Source organism: Paraburkholderia sp. BR10936, from assembly GCF_040965735.1.
Classification (GTDB): Bacteria; Pseudomonadota; Gammaproteobacteria; order Burkholderiales; family Burkholderiaceae; genus Paraburkholderia; species Paraburkholderia nodosa_A.
This window is the reverse complement of sequence record NZ_JBFRCM010000013.1, coordinates 167248-186342: the sequence shown is the minus strand read 5'-3', so window position 1 is coordinate 186342 and position 19095 is coordinate 167248. Positions and strand designations below refer to the sequence as shown.

Sequence of the window (19095 nt, the reverse complement as noted above, 5' to 3'; positions counted from 1 at the left end):
GTCATCCTGAATAATCCATACGGAGACACCATGCCCCGCTCCATCGACGTCCCAGGCCTCTCGCATAACGCCCCGATTCCGGTGGGCGCCCGCGTGGCCAACGTGCTGTGCTCGTCGGCGATCGCCGGCAAGGACCCGGCCACCGGCAAGCTCGCCGCCGGCCCCGCCGACCAGGCCCGCCTCGCGTTCGACAACCTCGAGCGCTTTCTCGACGCAGGCGGTGCGACGCTCGCGGACGTCGTGAAACTCACCGTCTATGTGAAAGACGATAGCGTGCGCGAACACATCAACGCGCACTGGCTCGCCTTCTGGCCCGACCCGGCGCAGCGGCCCGCACGCCATATCGTCGTGCACGACCTGCAGCACGGCATGGCTCTTCAGCTCGAAGCAATGGCCGTCGCGCCCTGAACGCGCGGCCTCCACCACCAACGTCAAGCAACGCAGCGCATCCCTCCATTCATTGAAAAAGGTTCCAACGTGATCATCGACTCCCACGCCCACGTCGTCATGCCACCGCAAAGCTTCCGCTACATGGCGGAGCTCGTTGGCGGCCGCGCCAACCCGTCGACCAACCCGAACATCCCGGATGAAGCGGTGCGCAAGCAGGCCGAGGAACTCGTGCGCAGCATGGACGCCGTCGGCACCGACGTTCAGTTCATCTCGCCGCGCCCCTACCTGCAAATGCATTCGGTGAAGCCGGCGCGCGTGACCGAGCTGTGGACGCGTCACTGCAACGACCTGATCAAGCGCTTCGTCGACATGTTCCCGGACCGCTTCCGTGGCGTGGCCGGCCTGCCGCAGTTCATGAACGAATCGCCCGCCGAAAAATGCGTGGCCGAACTGAAGCGCTGCGTGAATGAACTGGGCTTCGTCGGCACGCTGCTGAACCCCGATCCGACCGAAGGCGAGGGCCCCGCGCCGGCCGGCCTCGGCGATCCGTTCTGGTATCCGCTCTATGAAACGATGACGGCGCTCGACGTGCCCGCACTGATCCACTCGGCCGGCAGTTGCAGCCCGCGCGAGTCGTACACGCTGAAGTTCATCAACGAAGAAAACATCGCGGTCATTTCGCTGCTCGAATCGGACGTGTTCCAGAAGTTCCCGAACCTGAAGATCGTGGTGGGCCACGGCGGCGGCGCGATTCCCTACCAGATGGGCCGCTTCCGTTCGTGGGCCGTGCGCCGCAATCATCCACAGACTTTCGACGAACAACTGCGCAAGCTCTACTTCGACACCTGCAACTACTCGAAAGATTCGATCGAGCTGCTGCTCAAGGTGGCCGGCACCGACAACGTGCTGTTCGGAACCGAAAAGCCGGGCACGGGCAGCGCGCGCGACCCGATCTCGGGCCGCGACTACGACGACATGAAGCCGGTGATCGAAAGCATCGAGTGGCTCACCGAGGAACAACGCAGGAACGTGTTCGAGTGCAATTGCCAGCGCGTCTATCCGCGTGCGTTCCGCCACTATCAGGAGGCCTGAACATGGCCATGACCGCTGAAGAAAACGATCTGCTCACGCGCGTCGAAAACGGCGCGCCGATGGGCGAGATGATCCGCCAGCATTACTGGATCCCTGCCGTGCCGTCGGCGAAGCTCGAAGCGGATGGCGCGCCCGTGCTGGTTCGCCTGCTTGGCTCGAACTACGTGGCGTTTCGCGGCACCGACGGCAAGGCCGGCGTGATCGACGAGCTTTGCCCGCACCGCAAGACCTCGATGATGATGGCGCGCAACGAGAATAACGGCTTGCGCTGCATTTTCCACGGCTGGAAGGTGAACGTGGAAGGCCAGGTGGTCGAAGCGCCGAACCAGGTCGGCGACCAGGCGCAGTTCTGCAAGCGCGTGAAGACGAGTCAGTACGGCGTGGAGGAGCGCGGCGGCATCGTCTGGATATGGCTCGGCAAGGGCGGCGAGAACGCCGGGCCGCCGCGCTTCCCCGACCTGCCGTTCACTCAGCTGCCCGCCGGGCAGCGCTCGGTCACCTGCGTCGAAGTGCCGACCAACTGGGTGCAGGGCGTCGAGGCGTCGATGGATTCGTCGCACGTGGGCGTGCTGCACGAATCGACCACGCAGATCACGGCTGGTGGCGGCAACGAACGCATGCACATGACGAAAGCGCTCGCGCCACGCCTCGAGTTCGAGGACCGGCCATACGGCTATCGCTACGCCGCGCTACGCGATTTGCCCGACGAAAAGGTCTATGCACGCGTCAACAATTTCGTGATGCCGTGGTACGGCATCATCTGCGCGCCGGACTCGAACGGGCCGAGCACGGTGTTCTTCTCCACGCCCGTGGATGACGTCACGCACCGCGCCTGGTTCGTGCACTTCAACCCTACGCGCAAGCTCGGCATGACGGTGATGTCGGCTACGCCGGATGTGTGGAACTTCCCGCCGCTGCCGCCGGGAACGCGCGAAACCGGCTTCGGGCAGAACCGCGACCTCATGAAGCGCGGCCACGCCACCGGCTTTCACCAGCACCTGGGGACCGAAGACTTCGCGATGTTCCTCGGCCAGGGCCCGATTGCGGACCGCACCACCGAGCAACTCTGCTCCGCCGACGGCGCCGTGCTGCGCGTGCGCGGGCTGCTGCTCAAGTCGGCACGCGAGTTCATGGCCGGCAAGACGCCCACGCTCGCCGACAACCCCGAACTCGACTACTCGCGCGCGATCTCGATCGGCGGCGTGCTGCCGGTCGGTTCGGACTGGCGTTCGCTGACCGATGCCACGTAATCGTATGCAATCCTACGTAAGCCACCGAATTACACCCGCATAACACCGTATCTCCGGAATGACTTCGATGCTTGCTCCCCTGCTGCTCACGCTGCGCGTCGCGGCGATCGACACCCCGACTTCGCTCATCAAGTCGTATACGCTCGAAGCGGCCGACGGCGCGTTGCTGCCCGGCTTCGAGCCTGGCGCGCACCTTCAGGTCGAGATCCCGTCCCCGACGGGCGGCGTACCGCAGTGGCGTTCGTATTCGCTGATCCATCTCGATCCGTCCGTCGATCCTCGCGGTGGCGTTCCGGCCTACCGGCTCGGCATCCGCCGCGAGGACGAAGGCCGCGGCGGCTCGCGCCACATGCATGCGCTGGAAGTGGGCGCCACGCTCAACGTGCGCGCGCCGGTCAACCATTTCCGGCTCGCCGCGCCGCCGCGCGTGCTGCTCGTCGCGGGCGGCATCGGCATCACGCCGATCGTCTCGATGGCCAGCGCCCTCGCCGCACAGCAACGCGAATTCGAGCTGCATTTCAGCGGCCGCACGCTCGAGGCGCTGCCCTTCGTCGATGAACTCCGCGCGCTCGCGGGCAAAAGGCTCGTGCTGCACGCCGACGACGATCCGGCCACGCGCCTCTCGGTCGACGCGTTGCTCGACGGCGCTCAGGTGAACCAGCCGATCTACGTGTGCGGACCGGCGGGCATGATCGAAGCGGTGCTTTCAGCGGCGCGCCAGCGCGGCTGGCATGAATGTGATCTGCACTACGAGCTGTTTGCCGAGGCCGTGGCGCACGAAGGCGACGCCGCATTCGAAGTCGAACTGAAGTCATCGGGCAAATGCTTCACGGTGCCCGCCGACAAGTCTCTGCTCGATACGCTGATCGAAAACGGCGCCGACGTGATGTACGACTGCCGCGCCGGCTACTGCGGACTGTGCACGACCAAAGTGAGCAGCGGCGAGATCGAGCATCGCGACGTCTATCTCTCCGAGGCGGACAAGGCCAGCGGCAAGGTCATGCAGGTTTGCGTGTCGCGTTGCAAGAGCGGCCGCCTCGTGCTCGACCTCTAACACTTTCCACGCAATTCAAGCGGAATCCAGAATGAGCAAAATCCTGGTTACTTATGAACTCGACGGCCCGGTCGCCCTGATCGGCCTGAACCGCCCTGACAAGCGCAACGCGATCAACGAAGACGTGATCGCCCAACTGCGCGCCGCCGTCATGCGCGCGGGCGAAGAAGCCGACGTTGGCGTGCTGTTCGGGCACGGCGGCAATTTCAGCGCGGGTCTTGACCTGCGCGAAGCGCTTGCGCGCGCAACCGGTGAGACCGCGGCCCCGCGCAAGCGCCGCCGCCACTCATGGCACGAAGTGTTCGACATCATTGCGCGCGGACCGATTCCTTTCGTCGCGGCGCTGCACGGCGCCGTGGTGGGTGGCGGCCTCGAGCTCGCGACGGCGGCCCACGTGCGCGTGGGCGACTCGACAGCGTTCTTCGGCCTGCCCGAAGGCCAGCGCGGCATCTTCGTGGGCGGCGGCGGCACGGTGCGCATTCAGCGCGTGATCGGCTACACGGTCATGGCCGACCTCATGCTCACGGGGCGCCTGCTCTCGGCCGAAGAAGGCTTACGCGAGCACGTCATCACGTATCTCACGCCGCCGGGCGAAGCGCTCGCCAAGGCGAAGGAGCTGGCCGCGAAAATCGCCCAGAACGCGCCCGATACGAACTGGCGCATCACCAACCTGCTGCCGCGCGTGAACGATCTTTCGCACGAGGACGGCCTCTTCCTTGAATACATGAGCTCGAATATGGCGCGCTCGCCCGAAACCGCGAAGCGCCTGCAGGCGTTCGTGGATGGCAAGGCGAAGCCGCTCGAGCGCCCCGACACCCGCAAGACCACGGCATAACGACAGCGTGAGGCGCAACGAATCATGAATGCATCAAACGAACTGAATCCGCAGGAAGCGGTCGCGCGCGAAGCGGCGCTCGCGCACGTGAAGGCTGCCGAGAAGACAGCCGCGCAAATCCCGGTCGGCGACGCTGCGCCGCGCCCGGTCGCGCAGGCCGCCGTGATCGGCGCAGGCACGATGGGTGGCGGCATTGCGATGGCGCTGGCCGCCGCGGGCATCCCCGTGACGCTGATCGACGCGAACGAGGAAAGCCTCGCGCGCGGCCTCGCCCGCATTCGCGACAACTACGAAAACAGCGTGAAGCGCGGCAAGCTCGACGCCGCCGTGCGCGACGAGCGTCTCGCGTGCATCACGAGCTCCCTCTCGATCGCCGACGTGAAGAACGCCGACATCGTGATCGAGGCCGTATTCGAAGACCTCGCGCTCAAGCAGGGCATCTTCCGCGAGCTGGACGTGCACGCGAAGCCGGGCGCCGTCCTCGCCACCAACACCTCGGGCCTCGACATCGACGAGATCGCCGCCGTTACGAAGCGCCCCTCCGACGTGGTGGGCGCGCACTTCTTCAGCCCCGCGCACGTCATGCGCCTGCTCGAAGTCGTGCGCGCCGCGCAAACCGCCGACGACGTGATCGCCACGCTCATGGATCTGGGCCGCCGCATGGGCAAAGTGTCGGTGCTCTCGCGCATCTATCCGGGCTTTATCGGCAATGCGCTCTTTCGCAACTACAACCGCGAAGCGCACTTTCTTGTCGAAGACGGCGCGCTGCCGCACGAAGTGGATGCGGCGCTCAAGGCGTTCGGCTACGCGATGGGCATCTTCGCCGTGCACGACATGGCCGGCAACGACGTGGGCTACCAGACGCGCAAGGCGCAGATGGCGACACGTCCCACCGACCGCCGCTGGAACGATCTCATCATGAAGCTCGTGGAAATGGGCCGGCTCGGCCAGAAAAGCGGCAAGGGCTGGTATCGCTACGAGGCGGGCAGCCGCGAGCCGCAGCGCGACGAAGAACTGGAGCGCTTCATCGTAGAGGAATCGGAACGCATGGGCATTACCCGCCGCCCGATATCCGCCGGGGAAGTCGTCAAGCGCTGCGTGTACGGCATGATCAACGAAGGCGCGAGGCTGCTGGAACAGGGTATCGCGCTGCGTGCGAGCGACATCGACGTAGTTTACGTGACGGGCTACGGCTTTCCCGCGCACCGCGGCGGCCCGATGTACTACGCAGACCAGATCGGCCTGGCGAACGTCTATCGCGACATCCAGCGGCTCCATGAGGAGTATGGCTACTGGTGGAAGCCCGCACCGCTCCTGGAAAAGCTCGCGGCGGAGAACGGCCGCTTCGGCGATCTTTGATGCAACCGCTGTCCCGCAGCCGCCGCGCGTACGCGCACGGCGGCCGTTCCGGCGCCCGGCCGAACGGGCGACGCTTTCACTCTTCGCCCTGCTCGGCGTCGAGCGACCCGGCCTCGGCCGAAGCCGTTTCGCGCGCGTGGCTCATCGGCGCGTCGTTGAAGAACTCGGCCGGCAAGGTGGCGAGGAACTCCGAGAAGCCCGCGTCGCCGCCCGGCGAATGCTGCGCCATGACTTCCTCGGCGGTCGCCTCGTCGCCCGAAAGCAGCGCTTGCGCGAGGCGCTGGTGGTCGGCGATCACCTTCTCCCGGCGGCTCGGCGCCAGAAACAACTTGGGGCGATAGCGTGAAATCAGGCGGCGAATCGCCCGGATCTGCTCGGCCAGGTAGTCGTTGTGGCAGGCCTGACAGATCACCTCATGGAATTCGGCATTGCTGCGCGCAAAACGGCGGGCGTCGCTCTGGTTCAGCGCTTCCACGCCTTCGTCGATCGTGCGCTGCAGTTCCACGCGCTGCTCGTCGTTCATGCGGCGGGCGGCCAGGCGCGCCGAAACGGCTTCCAGCTCGTGCAGCAGTTCAAGCATGTTCCGCAGCTGCGGGACCGTCATCTTTGTCACGAACACGCCCTGGCGCGGCACGATCTGCACATACTGCTGCGCGGCAAGCTGCTGCAGCGCCTCGCGAATGGGCGTGCGCGACACATTGAAGCGCGCGGCGAGCGCGCGCTCGTCGAGCGCGGCGCCCGGCACGAGTTCGCCTCGCTCGATTTCCGATTCCAGGAGCGCCTTGATTTCGGCGGACCGGCTCAGTTTGGGTGGCAGACTCATTGAATGGCTGACAGTGGGTTCGAAGGGCCATATCGGCGGCTTGCAACTGCCGATGGCGTTTAAAATCCATATGATACCGTCAGGTATACCAAACGCCCAACTGTGTGTTACCCCAATGAAAAGGGAATGATCGAGTCGCCGGAGGGCATCCGTGCGCGCGGACAGCAACTCAACCCACGCAAGAGAGTGGCATTCTCCGTACCCCGGCTTGGCGCCCCCAGTGCTTCGCGCGCGAATGCCCGCCAGGTCCATGCGGTCCTGGCGGGCATGTAGACAAACGGTTTGAACCGGCCGACCGGTCGAGTAGGATTCCTTAAAAAAGCGCCGGCACCCAGAAACTCAATCCAGCTACCGGCGCGTCGCGAAACGATTAGAAAGTGTGTCGAATACCGATCTGCATAGCCAGCTGGTTGGCCGTGGTCGATGCGAGGTTACCGTACAGCGAGCCGCCAGCTCCCGGAACCGAGTACGGCGTCGAAACGAGGAAGCTGTCCGCGAACTTCTGCCCTGCGAACGCATGCTGGAATACGCCGAACATGTAGACGTCGGTGCGTTTCGAAAGGTGATAGTCCACGCCGGCGCTGTAGAGGTCGTACTTGCCAAGGCGGTGCTGGTCTACATAAGTGAACCCGCCGCCCACCGTGAGCATCGGCGAGATCCTGTAGCTCGTGCCGACCTCGTAGGCGTTCACCGTGACGACACCACGCGGGCTCTTCGACGCATTCGTGTACGTGTACAACCCATTGACCGACCACGCATCGTTCAGGTTCACCATGCCGCCAACGGCAACCGTGTAGATCGACTCCGCGTCGAGCGCAACCTGCGCCATCGTGCCGACGCCGCGCGTTGCGTTGCCGCCGTCCGTCTTTGTGATCACGGCAGCCATCGAGTACGGTGCGTTGAACGTGCCGGTCGGGCTGTACTTGATGCCGCCGCTAATCACGCGCGGGTTACCGGTCGGCGTGCCGCCGAAAGCGCCTGCGATATTGCTGAAGCCGTACATCACGCCCGCGCCGAAGCCATGCCAGTTAGGCGTTTCGTAGCGCACCATGTTGCTCACCGGCTCGCCCGCGAGGCGGTCAATGTCGTAGGCGCCGTGGAACGCATACGAAGGCGCGAACTGCGCGACGTTCGTGTAATAGGAGATGTAGTCGTAAATGAAGTCGTAATCGTAGCCGGCGATCAGCGTACCGAACCTGTCGCTCGACAGTCCCACGAAAGCGCGGCGTCCGAACAACGCGCCGCCGTGGCCCGCGGCGCCGGTGTTCAGCGAAAAGCCGTTCTCCAGCGTGAAGATCGCCTTCAGTCCGCCCCCCAGATCCTCCACGCCTTTCAAGCCCCAGCGCGACGCCTGGTTGATGCCGTCATCCATTTTCCAGAGCGAATGACCGCCCGCGTTGCTCACATAGGTGAGGCCATTGTCGATAATCCCGTACAGCGTCACGCTGCTTTGCGCGTGCGCGCCACCCGCCATCACGGCCGCTATCGCGCCCGCCAAAACCTTCTTCTTCACTTGACGATCTCCTGAAATTGCGGGCTTTTTCACCCGCTTTTATTGCTGGTGTATTCCCATCGGCTGGCGCCGGCTTCGAACTACTTGCTGCGAGAGAGGTGGCGCGAGGCCAGGAAGTAATGGACAGCCGACCATCCGAGCGCCACGCTGACCGCCAGCATCGCGTAACGAATGCCGTGAGCCGAAGCATCGTGACAGGCCGACGCGAAGACTCCCTGACCTGCGGCAACTGCGCCATGCAGGCCGTGTGCGCCGCCAGCCGCGCAAACCAGCTTGAACTGGCCTTGCGTGAACAGGCGTGCCGCAAGGTGATCGCTCAGGAATCCTACAGTGGTCGGACCCAAACCCTGACCCACCAGATTCATGAGCAGGAACACACAGGCCGACGCGGTGGCGCGCATGCGCGGTTCGACGATGCCGTGCACGACGGCGAAGGTCGGGCCATTCCACATGCTCAGCATGATCGTGGCGCAGAAGATCAGTGCCACCGCGGCGGGCCATTGCCCGAGGGTGAGGCCGAATGCCACGAGCGGAAAGCCGATCGCCGTGCCGAGCGCGGGCACCCAGGCATACCAGCGCCGATTCTTCACGCCCAGCGAGTCGGCGAGCAGGCCGCCCAGCGGGTTGCCGAGCAAACCGCCCACACCGATCATGAGGCCGAAGATCAGCCCGGCCTGCGCGAAGCTCAGGCCGTACACGCGGTTCAGATAGACGGGGATGAACAGGTTGACGCCGTACTGCGCGAACCCTCCGATCACGGTGCCGAGCAGCATGTGCACGAAGGCGCGGCTCTTGAACAGAACGGCGAGCACATCGCGCAGCGGCGGCACGGGGGCCGCAGCGTGCGCACCGCCCTCCTCCGCCCCGCCGCGCTTCGGTTCGCGCAGCGTGACCCAGGCAAGCAGACCGAAGATGAGTCCCGGGAGGCCGACCACGAAGAACACCGGGCGCCAGCCCATGTGCTGCACCATCAAGCCGCCGCCTAGCGCGCCGGCAAGCACGCCGATGGGCGGCCCGAACGCATAGATGGAGAGCGCGCTCGCGCGGCGGCGCGGGCCAAACTGGTCGGAAATCAGCGAGTGCGCGGTGGGTGTGCTGCCGGCCTCGCCAATGCCCACCCCAAGTCGGTAGAGCAACAATTGCCAGTACGCGCCGGCAGTGCCGCACAGCGCCGTCATGACCGACCAGGCACCAATAGAAAGCGCGATCAGCACGACACGGTTGAAACGCTCGGCGAGACGCGCGATCGGCAGGCCCAACAGCGAATAGAAGATCGAGAACGCGAGCCCGTTCAGCAGCCCGAGTTGCAGGTCGCTCAGGTTCATCTCGATCTTCATCGACTGGCCGACGACCGCGATGATGATCCGGTCGACAAAACTCGACGCATAGATCAGAACGAGGAGTAGCAGAAACCAGCTGCGGTACCAGCCGGTTTCGGACCTCGCTCCGATGTTCGGGGCCGTCAGTTCCTTCATTGTGGTGTCTCCGAGGTGAACCGTACGTCATGTTCGGCTCGCCGTTTGTATGCCACAAAGCGTCTGTGGGATTTTTTGAGGATTCTGTAGCATATTTTTTGGGTGCGCAAGGCTAACTCGCGTCAAAGGCATCCTCGTTTTCACTAGGACGAATCGTCTAATCAATGCAGTCCCGGCGACCGGATAAGTCCTGGGAAGCCGCAAATGCGCGCTGGCCAAGGCGCAGACGGGCGCGAGCCGGCAAACGGGTAACGCATGGAAAGGGTGAGACGCGACAATCAGCGATTTGTTGCGCACGCAACGAACATGATCGAACAGCTTGTCACCAATCTGGCGCCATTTACTGTTTGATGTTTGGCGCCAAAGGTGCTACGAGTGGTGTGGCGAACGCGGTGCCCGCCCTCGAACGCATCGTTGCGGTCGATGTGCGCGAGGGGGCGTGAAGTCAGCCGGTCAGAGAAGCCGCGATGGCCTTCCTGAACGGCATCAGTTTCGAAGCCGCGCGCAGCATGAACTCGCGCGCCAGTTTCGCGGGCGCGGTGTTGTTCGTATAGACGTCAGTGATGAACCGGGTCGCGAGATAGAGCGGCTTCGTCGCGCGGCGGTGCTGGGTTTCATAGCGCTGCAAAACCGAGGGAGCCCAGATATCGAAGCCGCTTTTGTGCGCCTCGATGATTCGGTTACCTAATGTTTCCACGCCGAGCAGACCGAAATTGAATCCATGCGCGGTCACCGGATGCATGCCCACCGCGGCGTCGCCCACGGCCGCAAAGCGTTTGCCGACGAAGCGCTCCGCATAAACGGCCACGAGCGGATACACATGCCGCGTGCTCGCCAGCTTCATCGCGCCCAACCTGTGCATGAAACGATCCTCGATATGGCGCGCGAATGCGTCGGGCGCAAGCGCGGCGATCTCGTTGACGTGGCCCACGGGCAGCGTGAGTACGACCGACGACTGATGCGCGTTCGTCGAGCGCTCCGCGTTCATGGGCAGCAACGCGAGCGTCTGATCGTAGCCGAACCATTCCCACGCGGCGTGCTCGTGAGGCGCTTCGTGTGTCATGCGGCAAACCAGCATAGCCTTGCCGAAATCGTGCATGTTGGCAGCAATGCCCATCATCTTGCGCGTAGACGAGAAGCGGCTGTCCGCCGCGACGATCAACTTCGCTGAGAGCGTTTCACCCCTCTCCAGTGTCACGCTCGCCTGATCCTCACCGGCGTTCACCGCGCTGACCTGTTGCGCTGCCAGCAGCGTCACGTCGCCATGCTCCGCCGCGCTTTGCCGCAGCGCCTCGTAGGCGGCCTTGCGAATCAGGTGATTGGGGACCAGCCAGCCCAGTTCCGTGTGTCCGCTCAGGTCGTGCCCGATCTCGAGCGCCCCCGGCGAGGGACCATTGAATACCCTCGCGCTGCGAAGCGGCGCACGCGCGTGCGGGTCAATGAGATCCCAAAGCCCGAACCTGCGCATCGCGCGCACCGACTTCTGGGTCAGCGCGATCTCGCGCCCGTCGAACTGCGGCTCGCTGATGTCGGCGAGGCACTGCTGCTCGACGATGACGATCTTGAGGCCAACACCACTGAGCGAGCGCGCGAGACACAGCCCCACCGGTCCGGCGCCCACGATTACGATATCTGCTTGCATGAACCGAACGATTGGAATGTGATTCAGACGGGTTGATCGGTTTGATCGGCCTGATCGGCCGTTGCGATGCCGCGTTCGCGCAGGGCTTCGACCATGAGCGCGTCCATCGACTTCACGTGCCAGGCGAACCATTCGCGCAGTTCGCTCACCAGTTGCCGCCCGGTGTCGAAGCGCCCCTCGTCGGCGACTTGCCTGCGCACCTCGCGGGCCACGTTCAGGACGTGCCGATGCTGGCTCCCATGACAATGGCGCGGACCAAAGTTCATCTCCTCCATCCATGCCTCTTCCTGCGCGAAATGCTGCTTCGTATGCGCCGCCCACGCGTCGAACGCGCCGAGCCAGGTTTCGTCGCTCGCGCACGCGAGCGCGTCGACCAGCGCGACGAATTCGGCATGCATCGTATCGGTCATGGGTTCGCCCAGTTGCAGATCGGGCGCAAGTGTCGGCGAGGTGCGCGGCGCGGGTGAATTCATCAAGGGGGTGACTGCGCTCAGGAACGGTCCGAAAGCCCACTCGGGCAATTTTTCAAGATACCCGGGCGCATGAGATTGCGCGCTGATTTTTAGCAAACGTCGCACGACCGGTCGGTGAGGCCGATGGACGCGGCCCGCCCACATGCAGGCAAAGCGATCAGACGAAAAGAAACATCGATTCCGGCGCAGCGCGGTGAGCGCGGGCCGCAAACGTGGAAGGATGCGAGAAAAGGTGCCGCAGACGTAAAAACACGAAGCCGCGCGGCGCGCGGCTCAAACCAGTTCGGCGAGATTGACGAGGGCGCGGTCGCCGTCGGACTGCGCTTCGTCTTCGGCGCGGAAAGTCTTCTCGCTGTACGCGATGACCTTGAACCCGCCGCCTGCCGAACGCTCTATGGTGATACCCCAGTGCCAGCCGCCTTCCTGTTCAAATACGTGTAGCTTCGGACTCGATGGTTGGCTCGGCGATTGAAAAATATTCATTTGAAGCCTCCCGTGGTGGGAATATCGTCTCCGACGATTGCCTGGATAAGAATCAGTCTAAAAACCTCCTTGCTGCGACGCAATACGGAATTACGTGGACGTGAGAACCCTGAGGCGTTGCGCATTATTCGAGAAGTACCCCGGTGACTATTCGACGCCTGGCAAACGCAAATGCCGCCAGCCACGCTCCCATTCCTGAGTGCGAAACAGCGAGAGCCCGATGACTACCGTAACGAATGCCACGACGCATGCCGCGTCCCCCTATCAGCTCGATCTTTCGCGGCATGCTCGCCGCGCACTGCTGGAAGGACCCACGCCGATCCAGCCCTTGCCGCGGCTACGCCACGAACTGGGGGGCGTCAATGTCTATGTCAAGCGCGACGATCTGACTGGCCTCGGCGGCGGCGGCAACAAGCTGCGCAAGCTGGAGTTCCTGATGGGCGAAGCGCTGGCTGCGGCCGCGGACACCATCATCACTGTGGGCGCGCGCCAGTCGAACCATGCGCGCTTGACGGCGGCTGCGGCGGCGCAAGCGGGCCTGCAGTGCGAACTCGTGCTCACGCGAGCCGTGCCGCGCGCGGATTTCGAGTATCTGGAGAACGGCAACATCCTGCTCGACGACCTGCTCGGCGCACGCGTGCACGACCTGCCCGGCACGGCCAACGCACTGGAGTTCGCCCAGGCCCGCGCCGACGAGCTGCGCGCCCAGGGCCGCAAGGTCTACGTGTGCCCGCTGGGCGGATCGAGCCCGGTCGGATGTCTGGGGTACGCGGCGTGCGCCGCGGAAATCATGACGCAGGCCCATGCACAGGGTTTGAGCTTCGCACGCGTCGTCGTGCCGAACGGCAGCGGCGGCATGCACGCAGGGCTCGCCGCCGGCTTCGCGGCCTTGGGCATCGACCCGAGCCTCGTGCTTGCGTACACCGTGCTGGCGAAGGCCGGGCAGGCCCACGCCGCAACGTTCGAAAAGGCCGGCAAGACGCTCGAGCTGATCGATCAGGCGCGGCGCATCGAGGGCCGCTCGATCGTGATCGACGAAGCCCAGCTCGGCGAAGGCTACGGCATTCCAACCGACGCGATGCGCGAGGCCGTGCGTCTCGTCGCTTCGAAAGAAGGCCTGCTGATCGACCCCGTGTACGGCGGCAAGGCGTTCGCGGGTCTCGTGCACGCCGCGCGATCGGGGCGCCTTGCACGCGGCGAGAACGTCCTCTTCGTCATGACTGGCGGCTTGCCGGGCCTGTTTGCTTATCGCAGTGCATTCTGATGCGTCGCGCGCCGCATTCTAGAATCGTCGAACTGAACGACGAGGGAGTCCACGATGACCGATGACGAACGTGCCATTCGAGAGCTGGTGCAAACCTGGATGGAGGCCAGCCGCGCCGGCGACACGGCCAAAGTCCTGAGCCTGATGACCGACGACGTGGTGTTCACGGTGCCCGGCCAGGAGCCGTTCGGCAAGGCCGAGTTCGCGGCGGCCTCGCAAGCGCAGCAAGACATGCGCATAGAGGGCACGGCTGAGATCGTGGAACTGCAGGTGCTGGGCGATTGGGCCTTTCTGCGCAATCGCATCGATATAACCATTACGCCGCCGGGCGCGCCCCAGCCCATACGCCGTGCAGGCTACACGCTCACGCTGGTGCGCAAGGACGCGAGCGGACGCTGGCTGCTCGCGCGTGACGCCAATCTCGTGGCGCCTAAGGCGTAAATTCCCCGCCGCGAACGCGGTCGGCGCCGCTACAAACCACGATCCTGCCGCCGCGCTCCAGGCCGCCGGCGGCGCGGGCGCACCCGCTTGCTTTCACCGCTGAAAGAGAACCGCCCCGCGCGACGGGCCTCGCAGCGTTACGTCCCTTTTTCGAATCAGAAAAGCTTATCGATTCCTTCAGTTTATTGAGTTTCCCTTAATCGTTCGGTTGCGGCAAAGTGACGCTCATACGCTCGGAGCCACTCCTTGAACCAACGCATCGATCCCTCCCTACTTGCTGTGCCCGACCTGTCGTACGCGACGTTGCACTCGGGCATTGCCCTGCCGTTCCTGGAGCGCGGCGATGGCGAGCCGCTGCTGTTCGTCCACGGATCGCTCTGCGATTACCGCTACTGGATGCCGCAGCTCAACGGCCTGTCGGAGCATTTTCGCTGCATCGCGCCGAGCCTGAGCCATTACTGGCCCGCGGCCGACGCCTGTATCCAAGGCGATTTCGGCTGGGAGAGCCACGTCACCGAGTTGGCCGATTTCATCGCCGCGCTGGGTCTCGAATCGGTGCACCTCGTGGGACATTCGCGTGGCGGCTGTGTGGCGTGGCATCTGGCGCGCCGCTATCCGCGCCTCGTGCGCACGCTGGTGCTGGCCGACCCGGGCGGCCCGCTCTCGCGCGTGGACGACGACGAAGCCGCGCTGCCCCCTGCCACCAACGCACTGCGCACGCGCGCGGCCGACCTCATCCATGCCGGCGAAGTCGAAGCGGGGCTCGAGTTGTTCGTCGACTCCGTGAGCGTGCCGGGCGCGTGGAAGAAAGGCTCGGCGGCGTTTCGCCAGATGGCCATCGCCAACGCCACGACACTGCCCAAGCAGTTGCAGGACCCGCTGCCGCCGTATGCGCCGCGCGCCGCGGGCGAGATCAAGTGCCGCACACTGCTGATCGACGGCCAGCGCAGCCCGCTCATGTTCCGCAACAACGTCGAAGCGCTGGACGAGTGGATCGAGTTCGCGCGCCGCGTCACGATCAAGGGCGCCACGCACGGCATGAACGGCACGCACCCCGACCTCTTCAACACCCACGTCCATACCTTCATCACGCAAGGCTGAGACTTCAGTCACGGCCCGGTTGATAGGTCGCCTGTGGTCGAGGCGACTCAACCGTTGGCCGCAATTCCAGCCGCACCGGCATGCGATTCGGCACCATCGCGAACGCCGTGTTTTCCTCGATCATCGAAGGTTCCTCCGCCCACTGTTCGAGCACACGATGCAGTTTGGGCGCATTCAGCTGATGCAGATTGCCGATGAGCGGCAAGCCGCGCGGGCATGGCAGGTCGCGCACCTGGCGCAGGCGCTGGGCGGTGGATGCGGCGGCGTCCATGGCGCGACGGAGGCGAAGGCGCTCAGTCGAGCGACATGCCCAACTCGGCGGCCATGCGAGCGACGAGCGTTTGCAGGCGCGCGACTTCATCGGCGAGACGCTGCTGTTCGGCGCGTACTGCTTCGAAGTCCGCGAGCGAAACGCTCTCGCCGGCCTCCTCGCGCGCCCCGGGAGCGATGGTCCCCGCGGCGATGAAACTTGCCGTGTTGACCTCGCCGCACATCAGATGCATCCAGCGGCTTTCGCGCTCGCCCGGCGCGCGCGGCAGCTTCACGACGAGCGGCGGCTCGCGTTCGGCCAGTTCTTCGAGGAAGCCTTCGACCGAAGAGACGTCGGCGAACCCGTGCAGGCGCGACGAGTTCAGGCGCAATTCCGCGGCCGTCTGTGCGCCGCGCAGCAGCAGCACCGTCAGGAGCGCAACGGCCTGGCTCGGCACGCCGAGCACGCGGTTCAGGTTGTGCTCGAAGCGCGGCACGCGGCTGCTGCTGCCTTCGAACACCAGGCTCAACAGCTTGAGGTCTTCGATGGCGGCCAGCACTTCGGCTTCGCTCACGTTCATGACCGGCGTGCGCGCGGTCTTCTGGTTGCAGCCGAGCGTGAGTGCGTTGAGCGAGAGCGGATAGGTGTCGGGCACCGTGTGCTGCTTTTCGACCAGCACGCCGACGATACGCGCCTCGATCGGCGAGAGCGCGCGCAATGCGCGCGGCGAGGAAGCATCGGCAGGAGAATTCATGGGCAGATCAGTCCGCTGTGTTTCTGTTGGAATCAGGCGTTCGATCATACGCGCGCCGGGCTTCCTGCAGAAGTCACACATCGCTCAGTCCGCGCTCAGCCCGCGATCAGCTTCAGCCCCGCCGGCAGCGCCTCGCCGAACACCCGGCCCGTGTCGGCCGTATCGAGCGCGACGACTTCGCGCACCATCGTGACCCACGTGGGCGGCGCGTTCGCCGACTCCATCCGACGCACCACGGTCTCGCGCAGCTCGGGGGGCAGGTCGCGCGAACGGTCGCCCGTCATGCGCGCGATTTGCGCGGCGGCGAACATCGCCGGTTCGATCTTCTTCCAGTCGAGCGCGAGAATCGCATCGAGCCAAAGCGCTGCGGTTGGCGGCGGCACCACGCCGTGCGCGCTGCCGTAGAACGGCTGGCGCGCGCCGATGCGGCCCACGGCCCACCACGTCTGATGATTCTCGGTAGGCTTCTGGAGCCGCTGCAACAGCCGCTCGCCGATCTCGATCTTGCGCTCGGCCGCAATCTGCTCGAGCGACGCATAGAGCCGGATCATGTCCGGCACGCCCAGCTTCGCGGCGTCGAAGGGCAGCTTGTGGCGCTTCGCGCCGGCCGCCTCTTCGAGGTACGTCATCGCCGCCAGCACCTCGTCCTGCGGCGCCTCGTTCAGGCCGCCCGCCGCGCGCCGCCAGAGCGTCCACCACTCCGACCACACCTGGCCTTCGCCCACGAACTGGATGCCGTCGTCGAAGAGCGACCAGAGCTGCTCGACGCGCCATTCGTCCAGCGGATAGCCGAAGCCCGGACGCAGACAGAAGCCGGCGAGATTGAGCCACAGGCGTTCGTGATCGGCGGAGCGCCGCCGCTTGCCCGCGCGTTCCCAGAGCGCGCCGAACAGCTCGCGCAGCAGCGGTCCGTCCCAGTTCTGGCGCGGCCCGAGCCGCTCTTCGAGATGCGCGCGCAAGCGCTTCACTTCCTTCGGGTCGACCTTGGCGGAACGCGCGCCGAACACGCGCTCGATCGCCTCGATCGCTTCGTCGAGGCCCGCATGGCGCGACTCGCCGATTGCCGCGCCTGCACCGCCCTCGTGCTCCGCGCGGCGCAGCGCAAATTCGAGCAGCCAGCGCTGCGAAGCATCGTCGGTGGCGATGCAGTGCATCTCCAGGGTGCCGACTTCGGTGAGCGCGGTCGTGAGCTTGACGGGGCGCTCGCGCGCCGTCTTTGCATCGCCGCCTGCGGGCACCACGGTTGCGAGCGGCGGCAGGCGCACGAAGTCGGCTGCCTCGAGGTCGGCCAGCTCGCCGGGTTGCCACGCGGTGTCGGCCACCGTCGATGCGAGGTGGAACTGCACCGGCTGGCCCAGTTGCAAGGCGAACGTACGGTCGTCCAGATGCAGCTCGTGGCCTTCCTCCGTGCCGCGTGGCAGGACGCACACGCCGCGCGGAGCGGCATCGGCTCCCGCGCCTTCATCGAGAACGAGAAAGTAACTGCGCGGCGAGCCGCCGCCGATACGAGGCGCGTTGCCTGCCCTCGCAAGCGCATAGGCGACCGCGCCGCGCGCGACGGCCACGTCGGGCTGATCGTTCTGCAGCACGTTGAGCGGCTCGCCGCGCCACGTGCCGAGCGTATCGGCCAGACGCTGCGCAAGCGAGCGAGCGCGGAACACGCCGCCGTTGAGCAGCAGCGCGTCGGGCATGGGCAGCGCGGCTTCCGGTTCACCGGCAGCGCCAAACAAACCCAGCGCCTCGCGCGACTGCGCCGCGAAGCGCTGCAAGAACGCTGCGATATGGCGCGTGATGCCCGGATCGGCGGCATAGGGCAAGCCGAACTCGACGATCGCCGCGCGCGAGCGGCGCGGCAGGTCGCCGGCAGTGCCCATGGGAAAGAAGCCGTCCACCACGATCTGCGCGACTTCCTCGCGGCCAAGTTGCGTGGTGCGCGCGCCGCCCACGAGCCGCGCGCCCGCGCCGAGCAGCGTGATCGGCACGGACTCGGGTGCGCTCGTGTCGAGCAACTGCTCCTTCGCGACGCGGCAGCGTTCCACGAGCTGCGAAAGGCTCGCCGCGCTCAACCGCGTTTGCGCGTTCGCGAGCCGGCTTTCGGCCAGATGCGCGAGCGCGAGATCCATGTTGTCGCCGCCGAGCATCAGATGATTGCCCACGCCAATGCGCGTGAGCTGCGGCTCGCCGCCCTCGAACTGCACCTTGATGAGCGTGAGGTCGGTCGTGCCGCCGCCCACGTCGCACACGAGCACGAGGCGCGACGCGCCCAGCTCCGCATCGAGCGTCGCGCGATGGTGATACAGCCAGTCGTAGAACGCGGCCTGCGGTTCTTCGAGCAAGCGGAGCGCGGGCAGCAACGCCTGCCGCGCCGCTTCGAGCGTGAGCGCACGCGCGCCGTCGTCGAACGAGGCGGGCACGGTGAGCACCACGTCCTGATCTTCGAGCGGCGCATGCGGGAAACGATGGTTCCACGCGGCGCGCACGTGCGCGAGATAGCTCGCGCTCGCGGTCACCGGCGAAACCTTGGCGACGTCGTCGGGCGCGCCCCACGGCAGGATCGGCGCGAGGCGATCCACCGCTGCATGCGAGAGCCAGCTTTTCGCGCTCGCCACGAGCCGGCCCGGCACCTGCGCGCCGAGCGTGCGCGCGAGGCGGCCGATGACGGCGTCGTCGCCGGGCGTCGGTGCGCGCCACGGCAAACGCAGATCGCCTGCCGCAAGCTCGCCTGCCGCCGGGTGATAGCGCGCGGAAGGCAGCATCTTCTCCGCGCCCACTTCCCCGAGGCCGGTGAGCTGCTCCACGTCGAACACGCGGATGGCGTCGCCGCCAGCCTCCACGTACGCCACGACCGTATTGCTCGTCCCCAGATCGATGCCGACGACGTATTGCTTCATCGGGC

The 19095-nt window shown here is 65.6% G+C and carries 18 protein-coding genes; 9 read left to right on the top strand and 9 right to left on the bottom strand.

Features of this window, described 5'->3' with window-relative positions:
* Positions 1-30: 30 nt before the first annotated feature.
* The 6 genes from AB4Y36_RS25750 to AB4Y36_RS25725 all read left to right on the top strand — a co-directional run bounded on the left by AB4Y36_RS25750 (position 31) and on the right by AB4Y36_RS25725 (position 5980).
* Positions 31-408, top strand: a complete 378-nt coding sequence (locus tag AB4Y36_RS25750) for a RidA family protein (protein ID WP_069266747.1) — start codon at positions 31-33, stop codon at positions 406-408.
* Between the two features lie 69 nt (positions 409-477).
* The gene (locus tag AB4Y36_RS25745) at positions 478-1482 is read left to right on the top strand and encodes an amidohydrolase family protein (RefSeq protein ID WP_069266748.1); all 1005 of its coding nucleotides are present in this window, start codon (positions 478-480) and stop codon (positions 1480-1482) included.
* 2 nt (positions 1483-1484) lie between these two features.
* Entirely contained in the window at positions 1485-2732 is a 1248-nt protein-coding gene (locus AB4Y36_RS25740) for a Rieske 2Fe-2S domain-containing protein (RefSeq protein ID WP_368617075.1), read from the top strand.
* Positions 2733-2799: 67 nt separating this feature from the next.
* Positions 2800-3786, top strand: a complete 987-nt coding sequence (locus AB4Y36_RS25735; RefSeq protein ID WP_368684478.1) for a 2Fe-2S iron-sulfur cluster-binding protein — start codon at positions 2800-2802, stop codon at positions 3784-3786.
* Between the two features lie 31 nt (positions 3787-3817).
* A complete protein-coding gene (locus AB4Y36_RS25730) occupies positions 3818-4621 on the top strand; it encodes a crotonase/enoyl-CoA hydratase family protein (RefSeq protein ID WP_069266750.1) in 804 nt (267 codons plus the stop codon).
* Between the two features lie 24 nt (positions 4622-4645).
* Positions 4646-5980, top strand: coding sequence for a 3-hydroxyacyl-CoA dehydrogenase NAD-binding domain-containing protein (locus AB4Y36_RS25725; RefSeq protein WP_368684477.1), 1335 nt, complete (start codon positions 4646-4648; stop codon positions 5978-5980).
* A 76-nt stretch (positions 5981-6056) separates the two neighbouring features.
* Here AB4Y36_RS25725 and AB4Y36_RS25720 read toward each other — a convergent pair whose 3' ends face one another.
* The 6 genes from AB4Y36_RS25720 to AB4Y36_RS25695 form a co-directional block, all read right to left on the bottom strand.
* A complete protein-coding gene (locus tag AB4Y36_RS25720; protein ID WP_368684476.1) occupies positions 6057-7055 on the bottom strand; it encodes a GntR family transcriptional regulator in 999 nt (332 codons plus the stop codon).
* 118 nt (positions 7056-7173) lie between these two features.
* Positions 7174-8316: a porin gene (locus AB4Y36_RS25715; RefSeq protein ID WP_342947213.1), complete on the bottom strand. Its 1143-nt coding sequence runs from the start codon at positions 8314-8316 to the stop codon at positions 7174-7176.
* An 80-nt stretch (positions 8317-8396) separates the two neighbouring features.
* Complete coding sequence (locus AB4Y36_RS25710; protein WP_368684475.1) at positions 8397-9791, bottom strand: spinster family MFS transporter; 1395 nt, start codon at positions 9789-9791, stop codon at positions 8397-8399.
* A gap of 445 nt (positions 9792-10236) precedes the next feature.
* Positions 10237-11433 (bottom strand): 5-demethoxyubiquinol-8 5-hydroxylase UbiM, encoded by a 1197-nt coding sequence (gene ubiM, locus AB4Y36_RS25705; RefSeq protein WP_368684474.1) that lies wholly within the window; start codon positions 11431-11433, stop codon positions 10237-10239.
* 23 nt (positions 11434-11456) lie between these two features.
* On the bottom strand, positions 11457-11906 hold the full coding sequence (locus AB4Y36_RS25700) for a hemerythrin domain-containing protein (RefSeq protein WP_342947210.1): 450 nt from the start codon (positions 11904-11906) through the stop codon (positions 11457-11459).
* Between the two features lie 273 nt (positions 11907-12179).
* Entirely contained in the window at positions 12180-12389 is a 210-nt protein-coding gene (locus AB4Y36_RS25695; RefSeq protein ID WP_069266757.1) for a hypothetical protein, read from the bottom strand.
* 220 nt (positions 12390-12609) lie between these two features.
* Between AB4Y36_RS25695 and AB4Y36_RS25690 the strand changes: the two genes are divergently transcribed.
* The 3 genes from AB4Y36_RS25690 to AB4Y36_RS25680 all read left to right on the top strand — a co-directional run bounded on the left by AB4Y36_RS25690 (position 12610) and on the right by AB4Y36_RS25680 (position 15195).
* On the top strand, positions 12610-13653 hold the full coding sequence (locus tag AB4Y36_RS25690) for a D-cysteine desulfhydrase family protein (protein ID WP_368684473.1): 1044 nt from the start codon (positions 12610-12612) through the stop codon (positions 13651-13653).
* Between the two features lie 54 nt (positions 13654-13707).
* Positions 13708-14094, top strand: a complete 387-nt coding sequence (locus AB4Y36_RS25685; protein WP_368684472.1) for an SgcJ/EcaC family oxidoreductase — start codon at positions 13708-13710, stop codon at positions 14092-14094.
* A gap of 246 nt (positions 14095-14340) precedes the next feature.
* Entirely contained in the window at positions 14341-15195 is an 855-nt protein-coding gene (locus AB4Y36_RS25680) for an alpha/beta fold hydrolase (protein ID WP_069266760.1), read from the top strand.
* Between the two features lie 4 nt (positions 15196-15199).
* On the opposite strand, the gene AB4Y36_RS25675 is transcribed toward AB4Y36_RS25680, so the two are convergent.
* From AB4Y36_RS25675 to AB4Y36_RS25665, 3 genes are all read right to left on the bottom strand, one after another.
* Positions 15200-15466, bottom strand: a complete 267-nt coding sequence (locus AB4Y36_RS25675) for a hypothetical protein (protein ID WP_368684471.1) — start codon at positions 15464-15466, stop codon at positions 15200-15202.
* 22 nt (positions 15467-15488) lie between these two features.
* Complete coding sequence (locus AB4Y36_RS25670; protein ID WP_368684470.1) at positions 15489-16199, bottom strand: YceH family protein; 711 nt, start codon at positions 16197-16199, stop codon at positions 15489-15491.
* A gap of 95 nt (positions 16200-16294) precedes the next feature.
* Positions 16295-19090, bottom strand: a complete 2796-nt coding sequence (locus AB4Y36_RS25665; RefSeq protein WP_368684469.1) for an Hsp70 family protein — start codon at positions 19088-19090, stop codon at positions 16295-16297.
* Between the last annotated feature and the right edge of the window lie 5 nt (positions 19091-19095).